Source organism: Streptomyces sp. NPDC057002 (assembly GCF_042673825.1).
Lineage (GTDB): Bacteria > Actinomycetota > Actinomycetes > Streptomycetales > Streptomycetaceae > Streptomyces.
Map to the genome: position 1 here is coordinate 48966 of NZ_JBHURZ010000009.1, position 13261 is coordinate 62226.

The 13261-nt window shown below is 71.9% G+C and carries 13 protein-coding genes; 7 read left to right on the forward strand and 6 right to left on the reverse strand.

Features of this window, described 5'->3' with window-relative positions:
- Positions 1 to 27: 27 nt before the first annotated feature.
- On the reverse strand, positions 28 to 1527 hold the full coding sequence (locus ACFT32_RS35555; RefSeq protein WP_382497499.1) for a PLP-dependent aminotransferase family protein: 1500 nt from the start codon (positions 1525 to 1527) through the stop codon (positions 28 to 30).
- A 100-nt stretch (positions 1528 to 1627) separates the two neighbouring features.
- Between ACFT32_RS35555 and ACFT32_RS35560 the strand changes: the two genes are divergently transcribed.
- The 4 genes from ACFT32_RS35560 (at position 1628) to ACFT32_RS35575 (ending at position 5096) form a co-directional block, all read left to right on the forward strand.
- A complete protein-coding gene (locus tag ACFT32_RS35560; RefSeq protein ID WP_382497501.1) occupies positions 1628 to 2281 on the forward strand; it encodes a YitT family protein in 654 nt (217 codons plus the stop codon).
- On the forward strand, positions 2278 to 3045 hold the full coding sequence (locus tag ACFT32_RS35565; protein ID WP_382497503.1) for a glycerophosphodiester phosphodiesterase: 768 nt from the start codon (positions 2278 to 2280) through the stop codon (positions 3043 to 3045). The genes ACFT32_RS35560 and ACFT32_RS35565 overlap by 4 nt, the downstream gene beginning before the upstream one ends.
- 48 nt (positions 3046 to 3093) lie before the next feature.
- Positions 3094 to 4440 carry an MFS transporter gene (locus ACFT32_RS35570; RefSeq protein ID WP_382497505.1) on the forward strand — a complete coding sequence of 449 codons (1347 nt, stop codon included), beginning with the start codon at positions 3094 to 3096 and terminating at the stop codon, positions 4438 to 4440.
- Positions 4441 to 4718: 278 nt separating this feature from the next.
- Positions 4719 to 5096, forward strand: a complete 378-nt coding sequence (locus ACFT32_RS35575) for an RNA polymerase-binding protein RbpA (protein WP_184597099.1) — start codon at positions 4719 to 4721, stop codon at positions 5094 to 5096.
- A gap of 129 nt (positions 5097 to 5225) precedes the next feature.
- Here ACFT32_RS35575 and fxsA read toward each other — a convergent pair whose 3' ends face one another.
- From fxsA to ACFT32_RS35595, 4 genes are all read right to left on the reverse strand, one after another.
- The gene (gene fxsA, locus ACFT32_RS35580; RefSeq protein WP_382497507.1) at positions 5226 to 5801 is read right to left on the reverse strand and encodes an FxsA family membrane protein; all 576 of its coding nucleotides are present in this window, start codon (positions 5799 to 5801) and stop codon (positions 5226 to 5228) included.
- 77 nt (positions 5802 to 5878) lie between these two features.
- Complete coding sequence (locus ACFT32_RS35585) at positions 5879 to 6682, reverse strand: polyprenol monophosphomannose synthase (protein WP_382497508.1); 804 nt, start codon at positions 6680 to 6682, stop codon at positions 5879 to 5881.
- Between the two features lie 532 nt (positions 6683 to 7214).
- The gene (locus ACFT32_RS35590) at positions 7215 to 8816 is read right to left on the reverse strand and encodes an amidohydrolase (protein ID WP_382497510.1); all 1602 of its coding nucleotides are present in this window, start codon (positions 8814 to 8816) and stop codon (positions 7215 to 7217) included.
- Between the two features lie 66 nt (positions 8817 to 8882).
- A complete protein-coding gene (locus tag ACFT32_RS35595; protein WP_039932055.1) occupies positions 8883 to 9323 on the reverse strand; it encodes an Lrp/AsnC family transcriptional regulator in 441 nt (146 codons plus the stop codon).
- A gap of 268 nt (positions 9324 to 9591) precedes the next feature.
- Here ACFT32_RS35595 and ACFT32_RS35600 point away from each other — a divergent pair, with 268 nt between their 5' ends.
- Together ACFT32_RS35600 and ACFT32_RS35605 are read left to right on the forward strand one after the other, a co-directional pair.
- A complete protein-coding gene (locus tag ACFT32_RS35600; RefSeq protein ID WP_382497512.1) occupies positions 9592 to 10026 on the forward strand; it encodes a hypothetical protein in 435 nt (144 codons plus the stop codon).
- 205 nt (positions 10027 to 10231) lie between these two features.
- Positions 10232 to 10480, forward strand: coding sequence for a hypothetical protein (locus tag ACFT32_RS35605; protein WP_370869173.1), 249 nt, complete (start codon positions 10232 to 10234; stop codon positions 10478 to 10480).
- On the opposite strand, the gene ACFT32_RS35610 is transcribed toward ACFT32_RS35605, so the two are convergent.
- Positions 10443 to 11615 (reverse strand): acyl-CoA dehydrogenase family protein, encoded by a 1173-nt coding sequence (locus ACFT32_RS35610; protein ID WP_382497515.1) that lies wholly within the window; start codon positions 11613 to 11615, stop codon positions 10443 to 10445. The two genes, ACFT32_RS35605 and ACFT32_RS35610, sit on opposite strands and share 38 nt — an antisense overlap.
- Before the next feature lie 331 nt (positions 11616 to 11946).
- Between ACFT32_RS35610 and ACFT32_RS35615 the strand changes: the two genes are divergently transcribed.
- Positions 11947 to 13215: a glycoside hydrolase family 18 protein gene (locus tag ACFT32_RS35615; protein ID WP_382497517.1), complete on the forward strand. Its 1269-nt coding sequence runs from the start codon at positions 11947 to 11949 to the stop codon at positions 13213 to 13215.
- Positions 13216 to 13261 lie beyond the last annotated feature (46 nt).

Genomic DNA, 13261 nt, shown 5'->3' on the forward strand with positions numbered 1-13261 from the left:
AGAACCCCGCAACCGAGCCGCGCAGCCCTACGCCACGAACGTCCGCGGCGCCTCTCCGGCCCCCGCGCCGCCCTCCTCCACGATCCGCGCCGCCGCGGCCAACCGCACGGCCGCCTCCTCGGCCACCGCACCCCCTACGGTGAACGGCAGCCGCACATACCCCTCGAACGCCCCGTCCACGCCGAACCGGGGCCCGGACGGCACCCGCACCCCGACCCGCTCCCCCGCCTCGGCGAGCCGCGAACCGGAGAGCCCCCCGGTCCGCACCCACAGCGTCAAACCGCCCCGGGGCACCTCGAACTCCCACCCGGGCAGCTCCCGCCGCACCGCCGCCACGAGCGCATCGCGGTTCTCCCGCGCCTGCTCCCGCCGCACCTCCACGGCCTGTTCCCAGCCCCCCGTCCCGAAGAGCCAGTTCACGGCCAGCTGCTCGAGCACGGGCGTGCCGAGGTCGGCGTAGGCCCGCGCGGCCACCAGACTGCGGATCACGTCCGGCGCGGCCCGCACCCAGCCGATGCGCATCCCGGCCCAGAACGCCTTGCTCGCCGACCCCACCGTGATCACCGTGGACCCGGCCGGGTCGAAGGCGCACACCGGCTTCGGCATCAGCACGTCCGGGTCGAGCCACAGCTCGCTCATCGTCTCGTCGGCGATCAGCACGGTCCCCGCGGAGCGCGCCGCGTCCACCAGCCGCCGCCGCTGGTCCTCGTCGGCGAGCGCACCGGTCGGGTTGTGGAAGTCGGCGACGACGTACGCGATCCGGGGCGCGGCGTCCCGCAGGACCTGCCGCCAGCGGTCCATGTCCCAGCCGGTGAGCCCCTCGGCCATCGCGACGGGCACCAGCCGGGCCCCGGCCTCCCGCATCAGCTGGAGGATGTTGGCGTACGAGGGCGACTCGACGGCGATGCGCTCGCCCCGCCCGGCGAACAGATGACAGATCGCGTCGATCGCACCCATCGCCCCGGTCGTCACCATGATCTGCTCGGGCATGGTCGGGATCCCGCGCGCGGTGTACCGCTCGGCGATCATCGACCGCAGCGCCGGCAGCCCGGCGGGATAGTCGCCGTGCGTGTGCGCGTACGGCGGCAGTTCTTCCAAGGCGCCCTGCACGGCCCGGGTCAGCCACGGCTCGGGGGCCGGCAGCGCCGCACAGCCCAGGTCGATCATCGAGCCGAGGGTCTCGGGCGGCAGCGGTTCCAGGCCGCGCGCGGGCAGCGGGTTCCCGGCCGGTACGGCGGTCCAGCTGCCCGCGCCGCGCCGGGACTCCAGGAAGCCCTCGCCGCGCAGCGCCTCGTACGCGGCGGCGACCGTCGTACGGCTGACGGTCAGGGAGAGGGCGAGTTCCCGCTCGGCGGGCAGCCGGGCGGCCACCGGGATCCGCCCTTCGAGCACCAGCAGGCGGATGCCGTCGGCGAGCGCGCGATAGGCGGGCGGGCGGCGCGTGCCGGGCCCTGCCGGGCGCTCCTGCTGGGAGTTGAGCAGCCGGGCCAGCTGCGCCGGTCCCACGGCCGAAGTCCACTGAGCCATCGGAATCAGTCCACCTTCCCCGGATTGGCCATGGATGACCTCTCCATCCAAGCCACAGGGTGTCATGCATCAGTCCACTTACACCACAGGGGAGCACATCATGTCCACGCGGCGCCACCTCACCCGGCGGCTGACCCAGCTCTATGCCGGTCTCGCGCTGTACGGCGCGAGTTCGGCACTGCTCGTCCGGTCGGGGCTCGGACTGGAGCCGTGGAACGTGCTGCACCAGGGCCTCGCCGAGCGGACGGGGCTGTCGATCGGCGTGGTGCTGACGATCGTGGGCGCGGCGGTGCTGCTCACCTGGATCCCGCTGCGCCAGCGGCCGGGCCTGGGCACGGTCTCCAACGTGCTGGTCATCGGCATGGCCATGGACGCGACGCTGGCCCTGGTGCCCGACGCGCACGGCCCGGTGGCGCGCGTGACGCTGATGGTGACGGGGATCGTCCTGAACGGCGCGGCGACCGGTCTGTACATCGCGGCGCGCTTCGGCCCGGGTCCGCGCGACGGCCTGATGACGGGCCTGCACCAGCGCACGGGGGTCTCGATCCGCCTGGTGCGCACGGCCATCGAGTTCACGGTCGTGGCGACGGGCTTCGCCCTGGGCGGCACCGTGGGCATCGGCACCCTGCTGTACGCGGTCTCGATCGGCCCGCTCGCCCAGCTGTTCCTGCGCGTGTTCGCCGTCCCGGCGGCATCCGGCGGCAGCGCGGTCGTTGCCACCGGTCAACCCCGAGGAGCGATACTGCGTCCGTGACCCCGCGGATACGCCATCCCTATCTCGACCACCCCGGCCCGATCGCCTTCGCCCACCGGGGCGGGGCGGCTGACGGCCTGGAGAACACCGTGCGGCAGTTCCGGTGCGCCGTCGAGGCGGGCTACCGGTACATCGAGACCGACGTCCACACGACCCGGGACGGAAAACTCGTCGCCTTCCACGACGCGACCCTGGACCGGGTGACGGACGGCGCGGGCCGGATCGCGGACCTGCCGTGGCACGACGTACGGCACGCGCGCGTGGCGGGCGAGGAACCGCTGCCCCTCTTCGAGGAGCTCCTGGAGACCTTCCCCGACGTGCGCTGGAACGTCGACGTCAAGGCGGAGGCCGCCCTGCTGCCCTTCCTGGACCTGGTCGGGCGGACGGACTCCTGGGACCGGATCTGCCTGGGCTCGTTCTCCGAGGCACGCGTGGTGCGCGCCCAGCGGCTGGCCGGCCCGCGCCTGGCCACGTCGTACGGCACCCGGGGCGTGCTCGGTCTGCGGCTGCGCTCCTGGGGGCTGCCCGCGGCGGTGCGCCGCTCGGCGGTCGCCGCCCAGGTTCCCGAGATGCAGTCCGGCATCCAGGTCGTGGACCACCGCTTCCTGCACGCGGCCCACGCGCGCGGGCTCCAGGTGCATGTGTGGACCGTCAACGAACCCGAGAGCATGCACCGGCTTCTGGACCTGGGTGTGGATGGCATCATGACCGATCACATCGACACGTTGCGCAAGGTCATGGAGGACCGCGGCGTCTGGGTCTGACACCCCGCCCCGCCGCCTCCGCGCGTTCACGGGGAAGCGAGGGCACGGGTGGGCACCGACACCGTGCGGACACCGCCGGACGACGGGGCGGCCGATCTCAGACGCGAGCAGCGCGGCTGGTACTTCTACGACTGGGCTTGCTCCGTCTACTCGACGAGCGTGCTCACCGTCTTCCTGGGCCCCTATCTGACATCGGTCGCCGAGTCCGCGGCCGATGCCGACGGGTATGTCCATCCCCTCGGGATCCCGGTGCGCGCCGGGTCCTTCTTCGCGTACTCGGTGTCCCTTTCGGTGATCGTGGCCGTGCTGGTGATGCCCCTGGTGGGCGCCGCCGCCGACCGCACCGGCCGCAAGAAGCCCCTCCTCGCGGCCGCCGCCTATCTGGGGGCCACGGCCACCGCGGGCATGTTCTTCCTGGACGGCGACCGCTATCTGCTCGGCGGGGCCCTGCTGGTCGTCGCGAACGCGGCACAGTCCGTGGCGATGATGCTCTACAACTCCTACCTGCCGCAGATCGCCCCGCCCGAGCAACGGGACGCGGTCTCCTCCCGCGGCTGGGCCTTCGGCTACGCGGCGGGATCGCTGGTCCTCGTCGTCAATCTCGTCCTCTACACGGGGCACGAGAGCTTCGGCATCTCCGAGAGCACGGCGGTCCGCATCTGCCTGGCGTCGGCCGGGCTGTGGTGGGGCGCGTTCGCCCTCATCCCGCTCCGTCGGCTGCGCGACCGCAGGTCCGAAGCGCGCGAGACGGCCCTCCCCGGCTTCCGGCAGCTCGCGGCGACCGTCCGCGACATGCGCCGGCACCCCCTGACCCTGGCCTTCCTGCTCGCGTACCTCGTCTACAACGACGGCGTCCAGACGGTGATCTCCCAGGCCTCGGTCTACGGCTCGAAGGAACTGGGCCTCGGGCAGTCCACCCTGATCGGCGCCATCCTGCTGGTGCAGGTGCTGGCGGTGGCGGGCGCGCTGGCGATGGGGCGGCTGGCCCGGACGTACGGGGCCAAGCGCACGATCCTCGGCTCGCTCGTCGCGTGGACGCTCACACTGGCGGCCGGGTATTTCCTGCCGGCCGGGGCGCCGGTGTGGTTCTTCGTCCTGGCGGCCGGGATCGGCCTGGTCCTCGGCGGCAGCCAGGCGCTGTCCCGCTCCCTGTTCTCCCATCTCGTCCCGCCCGGGAAGGAGGCCGAATACTTCTCCGCGTACGAGATGAGCGACCGCGGCATGAGCTGGCTCGGGCCGCTGCTGTTCGGGCTCACCTACCAGCTGACCGGGAGCTACCGGGACGCGATCATCTCGCTGGTGGGCTTCTTCGTCATCGGATTCGCCCTGCTCGCCCGGGTACCCGTGGGGCGTGCGATCCGCGAAGCGGGGAATCCGGTTCCTGACAGGATTTAGCACTCGGCGCGAAAGGGCTGTAGTGTACGCGTTTGGCCTGCCAGGCGTACCGTTACTGCGCGTCAAAGATGCCGAAACGCTAGGTTACATCTGCTAGCAGATGTGACAAACCGGGCGCTGGTGGGTACTGCAAGGGTTGACAAGGCTGCGGCTACGACGGCGACGCATGACCCGGAACGGGACTCGGAACGGGAATCTTTACCGCCGACCGGACGTTGACCGGATGACGACGACAGCGACACCTGTCCTGTGGGCGACAAGCCCGGGAGGCACGATTCATGAGTGAGCGAGCTCTTCGCGGCACGCGCCTCGTGGTGACCAGCTACGAGACGGACCGCGGCATCGACTTGGCTCCGCGCCAGGCCGTGGAGTACGCATGCGAGAAGGGGCACCGGTTCGAGATGCCCTTCTCGGTCGAGGCGGAGATCCCGCCGGAGTGGGAGTGCAAGGTCTGCGGGGCCCAGGCACTCCTCGTGGACGGCGATGTCCCGGAAGAGAAGAAGGGCAAGCCCGCGCGTACGCATTGGGACATGCTGATGGAGCGGCGCACCCGTGAGGAGCTCGAAGAGGTCCTCGAGGAGCGCCTGGCGGTGCTGCGCTCCGGTGCGATGAACATCGCGATTCATCCCCGGGACAGCAGCCGCAAGTCGGCCTGACCCTCCGGGCCCGGCCGAACAGCGCATTTGAACCGCGGGCGCCGTACGTCATGTACGTCGCCCGCGGTTTTTGTCGTGCTCGTTTGTGTGCTCGCGTACCTCGCGGGTGCCTGACGGCCGCCCGGACGCTCAGTGCGTCAACGGCGGGCGCGGCTCCCTCGGGGCGTCGCCCGGCTCGTCCCTGATGACCTCGCCCTGGACGACCTTGCCGTCGGGGCGGTGCATCCGGGCCTGCTGGAACGCCCCGCCCAGGGTGCCGGGGTCGGCCTCGCGGAGCTTGCGCTCGAAGGTGCGCTCGGCGGAACGGCTCACGGCCTTCTGGACCGGCGGCAGCAGCAGGAGCAGCCCCACCGCGTCCGACACCAGACCGGGGATGATCAGCAGCAGACCGCCCAGCATCATCAGGCCGTTGCCCTCGCTGTTCGGCCGGGCCGCCGTCGGCGTCGCGCCGCTCTGCTGCTGTTGCAGCGCCTCGGAGAGGTTCTTGAAGGCGCGCCGGCCGGCCCGCTTGATCACGACCGAGCCGAGGACGAGGCCCGCGAGCAGGACGAGGAAGACCACCAGGCCGCTGGACGCTCCCGCGACCACCGTGAGCAGCCAGATCTCCAGCACGAGCCATGCGGCGAGCCCCAACGGCAGGAACGTGCGCAGCCGGGAGCGCCGCGGCCGGGCAGGGGTACTGGGAGTCTGAGCGCCAGTCGTCATGCCCCCAGTGTGCCTGGACCCGGCTCAGTCCGGGATAAGGGCTGATCAGCCGCTCCCGTGGGTGCTCCGGAGGTCCGCTAGGGCTTGGCCGGCCTGCCGCCGCGCCCCGTGACCTTGCCGACCCGCTCCCCCACGCCCCACGCCGTGACCCGCCACAGCGCCTCGACCAGAATGTCGCGGCTCATCTTGGAGTCGCCGAGCTCGCGCTCGACGAAGGTGATCGGCACCTCGACGACGTGGTAGCCGGCCTTGACCGAGCGACGCGCGAGGTCGACCTGGAAGCAGTAGCCCTGCGAGGCGACCTCCTCGAGGCCGAGGCCCTCCAGGGTCTCGCGGCGGAAGGCCCGGTAGCCGCCGGTGATGTCACGCAGCGGCAGGTCGAGCGCGAGCCGGGAGTAGAGGCTGCCGCCCCGGGAGATCACCTCGCGGGACTTCGGCCAGTTCACCACCCGGCCGCCGGGCACCCAGCGCGAGCCGAGCACCAGGTCGGCGCTCTTGAGGGCGGTGAGCAGACGGGGCAGTTCCTCGGGCTGGTGGGAGCCGTCGGCGTCCATCTCGATCAGCACGCCGTAGTCGCGCTCCAGGCCCCAGCGGAAGCCCGCCAGGTAGGCGGCGCCCAGGCCCTCCTTGCCCTTGCGGTGCAGCACGTGGACGTGGTCGTCCTCCACCGTCAGCTCGTCGGCCAGCTTGCCCGTGCCGTCCGGGCTGTTGTCGTCGGCCACGAGCACGTGGGCCTCGGGGACGGCCTCGCGCACCCGGCCGACGATGCTCTTGATGTTCTCCGCCTCGTTGTAGGTCGGGATGATCACCAAGGCCGTGCCGAGCGGGCCGAACTTCCTCCCCTGGGCTCCTGCCGCGAGGGTTCCGTCGCCGTCGTTCACTGATGCCCCTTCAAGTCCGTACGCAGGGATCCACCATAGTGGGCCCGGCCTGCGATGACGTGACCGGATGTTCGAACAGTGGTGTCGAATCCGCAAGGCGCGGGTAAGAATGCGCTTTCGCGTGCGAGCGTACGGCGGATGGGGGCCCGGCGCCCTTCGGGCCGACCTGGGACCCGCTGGCTGCGGATCGACCGAAAGCCGTTGTCTACTGAGCGTCCGGGCCCCTCCCGGGTCACACCTCCCCGACCGGCCGGAACGTTCCCTCGGCGCTGTGCCGGCCTGAGCCTGGCTCCCAGTGGCGGTGCCCGGTGCGGCACACCGTCCCTGACCCGGCGGCGCTGCGGCGAGTGCGCGGACGTTCCCGGTCGGGCGTCCGGTGGTGGACTCCGCCGAACCTACCGGCCACCGGCAGCCGCCTGTCAACAGCCGTTTGACCTGCGCATCTCCCGGCAAAGGCCTGGTCAGTGCGGAGGATGCGCAGGTCGCGCGCCGGGGGCGCGGCACAAGATCGCGTGCGCGCCACCCCCGTAGATCACTCGCCCGGCCGTACGAAGACCGTGCGTCCGCCCACCACGGTGCGCAGACAGACGGGCAGCTCGCGGCCGGGGGTCAGGTCGGGCAGCCCCGGGGTGCCGGAGCGGGGGTCCGTCGACCAGCGCGCGACCCGGTCGTCGGGGGCCTGGACCACGAGCTCGCCGGTGTGCCACACCGCGTAGTCGGCGGGGGCGCCCGGCACGAGGACACCCGCGTCGTCGCGCCCCACGGCCCGCCAGCCGCCGCGCGTGTGCGCCGTGAACGCGGCGCGCACGGAGACGCGGTGCTCCGGCGTGCGGTGGAAGGCGGCGGCCCGGACCGTGCCCCACGGGTCGAGCGGGGTGACCGGGCTGTCGGAGCCGAAGGCGAGCGGCACACCGGCGCGCAGCAGCGCGGCGAACGGATTCAGCGCTCGCGCCCGCTCGGCGCCCAGCCGCTGCGCGTACATGCCGTCCTCGCCGCCCCACAGGGCGTCGAAGGCGGGCTGTACGGAGGCGGTGAGGCCGAGTTCGGCGAAGGCCGCGATCGCGTCCGGGGCGAGCATTTCGGCGTGCTCGACGCGATGGCGGGCGGCGCGGACGCGGGCGAGGCCCAGCTTCCCGGCGGCGGTGCGCACGCCCTCGACCACGGCGTCCACCGCCGCGTCGCCGATGGCGTGGAAGCCGGCCTGGAGACCCGCCTCGGTGCAGGCGACGACATGGGCGGCCACGGCGGCGGCGTCCAGATAGGCGTTGCCCGTGTGGCCGGCGTCGGCGTACGGCTGGTGCAGACAGGCCGTGTGCGAGCCGAGGGCGCCGTCGACGAACAGGTCGCCCGCGGCGCCGATCGCGCCCAGCTCCCGCGCCTTGGCGACGTCCCGCTCGGCCCAGTAGCCGACGACGCGCGGCCCGGGGTCCCCGGCGGCGAGGCGCAGCAAGCCGGTGAAGTCGTCCTCGGAGGAGATCTCCGGGCCGGCGCACTCGTGGACCGTGCCGATGCCGAGGGAGACGGCGTGCGCGAGCGCGGCGCGCTGCGCGTCGACGCGCTGCCGCGGCGTTACGGCCGCGAACGCGGCGGCCCGTACGGCGTGGTGGGCGTCGGCGGTGAGCGGTCCGTCCGTGCGGGCGGCGCCGGGAACCAGGTCGAGCAGGGCCGTGGTGACGACCGCCGAGTGGACGTCGATCCTGCTGAGGTAGAGGGGCCGGTGTCCGGCGGCCTCGTCGAGCTCCGCACGGGCCGGGGGGCGGCCGCCGGGCCAGCGGGCGGCGTCCCAGCCGTGTCCGAGCAGGACACGGTCGTCCGGCCGGGAGGCGGCGAAGTCCCTTACGAGGGCCAGGGCGGCCTCGAGAGTGGGAGCCGCGGACAGATCGAGGCCGGTGAGCGCGAGACCGGTGGCCGTGGTGTGCACATGCGCGTCGGTGAACGCCGGAGTGACCAGCGCGCCGTCCAGGTCGAGCACCTCGTCGACCCCGTCCACGAAGGCGTCGGCGGCCCCCTCCGATCCCACCCAGGCAACCTGCCCCCGTTCCACGACCATCGCGGTGGCGAACGGATCGGCGGGGCTGTGCACCTCTCCACGACGGAGCAGGACGGTCTTCGACGGGGCGCTGGACTCACTCATGGACAACAGTCTCGCGCCTGGTCCCGATCACTCCGAACAAGGGTCGCCCTCCAGGCCCGGCGGCGATCAGATCCGCGGCGGCCGCGCCTCGTACGGTGTGGACAGCACCACCGTCGTCCGCGTCGAGACCCCGGCCAACGACCGTACCCGGGCCAGCAGTTCCTCCAGCTCGTGCGGTGTCGCGACCCGCACCTTGAGGATGTAGTTCTCGTCCCCGGCGACGCTGTGGCACGCCTCGATCTCCGGCACGCCCGCGAGCCGCTCCGCGATGTCGTCGGGCGCGCTGGGGTCGAACGGTTTGACCGAGATGAACGCGGTCATGGGCAGCCCGACGGCCTCCGGGTCGACGACCGCGGCATAGCCGCGGATGACGCCGCGCTGCTCCAGCCGGCGCACCCGCTGGTGCACGGCCGACGTGGACAGGCCCGTGGCCTTGCCCAGGTCGGTGTAGCTCATCCGCCCGTCCTTGACGAGCAGCTGCACGATCTGTCGGTCCAGCTCCTCCATGGCGCAAGAACCTACAGTGCGGTTGATCTCCTCGGATACCTGAGCAGCCCAGGTCATGCCCGGTTCGTGATGTGGCCGGAAGCCGACGGTCAGTCGTCCGGGGGACAAACCCGCCGCAGTGGGCACCTGCGCGCGGCATGTGACGAACGCCACAGGGCTCGAACGGTCTCCGTGATGTTCTCGTGATTACCGCCGAGAGGGGACGGGAAGTGCTTGCTGTGGTCGAGGCCGCAGTGCCTGAACGGCCCAGTCCGAGGGGGAGAACCCAATGCAGAGTCTTAAGCGCCCTGGTCGCACCGCGCCCAAGCGGCCGCAGCTCGTCGTCGAGCCCGAGCCGGAGGGCGTCGAACCCGACACCTTCGACGACGAACTCGACTCCTACGACACCTTCGAGATGTTCCGGGTCGTCTGCCCGGACTGCGCTCAGCCAATCGCGCTGCTCGCGGACGAAGAGGTTCTGCCGGAGCACGCGCTGTGCGCCTCGCCGTGGAACCCGTTCGGGCTCACGGTCTGTGCCGGCACCGGCCGCAGGGCCACGGATGCCCGCCCCGCGGACGAGTCCGTGGATCCTCAGGAGCAGGACACCGCCCTGCTGTTGACGCTCCCTCAGGGGCTCGACTGGCGGACCCAGCCCTTCTCGCACGTCGGCGGCCCGGGCTCGCGCCCGATGAGGGTCCCCGTCATGCGCCGCCAGGCGGCCTGAGCGCGGGCCTCACCGGCCCGCTCGCTCCCCACCTGTAGCTGCCCCGCACCACGGCCCGCAGGTTGCCGTGGTGCGGTTCAGCGTGCCCGGAACACGAGGGGCACGCCGTACCCGGCCCGGAGGGGACACGGGACCGGACGCCCGTGAACGCACGCCCGATTCCACCATCCGGTGACCTGTCCGGCCTCCGCCGCGTTGCCCTGGTATGACCCCCATCTCCTCAGCGACCGGGCGTCAGCGCCTCCTCTTCGTCCCGGCACCCGCAGAATCGGTTCGGCCGACCGCGCCGCGCTACCAGGACCCGCCGATCTACCGCGACTTGATGCGGACCTGGGCCGAGGGCGGCCGCACCCTGCCGGGCCGGCACGACCCGGAGTGGATGCGGCTCGCCGCGCCCTGGCGGGGCCTCGACCAGTTCAGCGTTCCTCTGGACCCACGAGATGGCGGGCGATGACCATCCGCTGGATCTGGTTGGTGCCCTCGACGATCTGCAGCACCTTGGCCTCGCGCATGTAGCGCTCGACCGCGAAGTCCGCGGTGTAGCCGTAGCCGCCGAGGATCTGCACGGCGTCGGTGGTGACCCGCATCGCGGTGTCGGTGCAGTGCAGCTTGGCCATGGCCGCCTGCCGGGCGAACGGCCGGCCCGCGTCCCGCAGCCGCGCTGCCGCGAGGTAGAGCGCACGGCCCGCCTCGATCTGTGTGGCCATGTCGGCGAGCATGAAGCGCAGCCCCTGGAAGTCGGCGATCGCCTTCCCGAACTGGCGCCTTTCGGCCGCGTACACCAGCGCCTCGTCGAGCGCCGCCTGCGCCACGCCGATCGCGCACGCCGCGATGCCGAGCCGCCCCGAGTCGAGCGCGGACAGGGCGATCGCGAAACCCTGCCCCTCCTCGCCGATGCGCCGGTCGTCGGAAACCCGGACGCCGTCGAAGTGGACCTGGGCGGTGGGCGAGCCCTTCATGCCCATCTTCCGCTCGGGCGCCGCCGCGCTCACACCCGGCGCGTCGCCGGGGACCAGGAAGGCGGTGATCCCGCGCGGGCCGTCCTCGCCGGTGCGCGCCATGACCGTGTAGAAGTCGGCGATCCCGCCGTGGGTGATCCAGGCCTTGGTGCCGGTGATCACCCAGCCGTCGCCGTCCCGCACCGCCTTGGTGCGCAGGGCCGCCGCGTCCGAGCCGGAGTGCGGCTCGGAGAGGCAGTAGGCGCCGAGCATGCCGCCGCCGAGCATCCCGGGCAGATGCTCGACCTGCTGCTCCTTGGTGCCGTAGGCGGCGAGCGCGTAGGAGGACAGGGTGTGCACGCTGACGCCGAGGCCGACCGTGAGCCGGGCCGCGGAGAGCTCTTCGAGTGCCTGGAGATAGACCTCGTACGGCTGGTCGCCGCCGCCGTACTCGGACGCGTAGGGCAGGCCGAGCAGGCCGGAGTGCGAGAGCAGGGTGAACAGCTCGCGCGGGAAGCGGCCGGCGTCCTCCTCCTCGGCCGCCTTCGGGGTGATCTCCTGCCGCGCGATGTCACGGACGAGTGAGATCAGTTCCCGGGCCTCCTCCGTGGGCAGTTGTCGGTCCACCGGCTGCGGGGCGCGGTCGGGCATGGCGACGCTCTCCTCCCTGTCGGGCACTGGCGGTCGGGCCCATGGGTGGGGGCGGCGCCGCCGGGTCGATCTGGTGCCTGGCCGATGCTTGCAGTCCCGGGTCTCGGAAGCTGCTGACCAGCGGCTGTGCGCTGTGAGTATGCCCGATCGGAGGCATGCAGTCACCAGTTAACGACCGCTTACTTCAAGTAATACCCGAGCGCGTCCGCCGGATCGAAATTGGTCCGCACCATTGACCGAACTGGTCTAGTCCTCCTACCGTTTCGCTTCACCGAGTCATCGCGTTCATGCCAATCGGCGCGCGTTCCCTCTCCCCACGAGGAGACACCGGATGCACACCCCCCACCGCTCCCGCTTCCGGGCCATCGTGTCCGCGGCCTGTTGCGCTGTCCTCGGCGCCGGTCTGCTGGCCGGCGCGGGCACCTCGACCGCCACCGCGGCGACCTCGGCTCAGGAGGCCGCCGCGGCGACGAAGGCCGCACCCGGCCCCAGGGCCGCCGGATCCAAGGTCATCGGGTACTTCACCGAATGGGGCACCTACGACCGCAAGTACTACGTCAAGAACATCGAGACGTCGGGCTCGGCGGCCAGGCTCACGCACATCAACTACGCGTTCGGCAACGTCACCGGCGGAAAATGCGCGATGGGCGACGCCTACGCGGCGACCGACCGGGCCTACACCGCCGCCGAGTCCGTCGACGGCAAGGCCGACACCGGGGACCAGCCGCTGCGCGGCAACTTCAACCAGCTGCGCAAGCTGAAGCAGAAGCACCCGAACCTCAAGGTCCTGTGGTCCTTCGGTGGCTGGACCTGGTCGGGCGGCTTCGGCGAGGCCGCCCGGAACCCGGCCGCCTTCGCCCAGTCCTGCTACGACCTGGTCGAGAACTCCAAGTGGGCCGACGTCTTCGACGGCATCGACATCGACTGGGAGTACCCGAACGCCTGCGGCGCCACCTGCGACACCAGCGGCAAGGCGGCCTTCCGGAACCTGGCGCAGGCCCTGCGGGCCAAGTTCGGCTCCGGCAACCTCGTCACCGCGGCGATCACCGCCGACGCCACCCCGGGCGGCAAGATCGACGCGGCGGACTACGCGGGCGCCGCCCGGTACGTCGACTGGTACAACCCGATGACGTACGACTTCTTCGGCGCCTGGGACGCGGCCGGCCCGACGGCCCCGCACTCTCCGCTGACCTCGTACTCCGGCATTCCGAAGGCGGACTTCCACAGCTCGGCGACCATCGCGAAGCTCAAGGGCCTCGGCATCCCCGCCTCGAAGCTGCTGCTCGGCATCGGCTTCTACGGCCGCGGCTGGACGGGCGTCACCCGGTCGGCCCCCGGCGGCACCGCGACCGGCCCGGCGGCGGGCACGTACGAGCAGGGCATCGACGACTACAAGGTGCTCAAGTCCAAGTGCCCGGCGACGGGGACGGTGGCCGGCACGGCGTACGCCAAGTGCGGGAACAACTGGTGGAGTTATGACACCCCGGCGACCATCGGGACCAAGATGACGTACAAGAACCAGCAGGGTCTGGGCGGCACGTTCTTCTGGGAGCTGAGCGGTGACACGGCGAACGGTGAGCTGATCAAGGCCATCAGGTAAGGCGGGGCGACCGGGGGCGGAGGGACCGTGACGGGCCCTCCGCCCC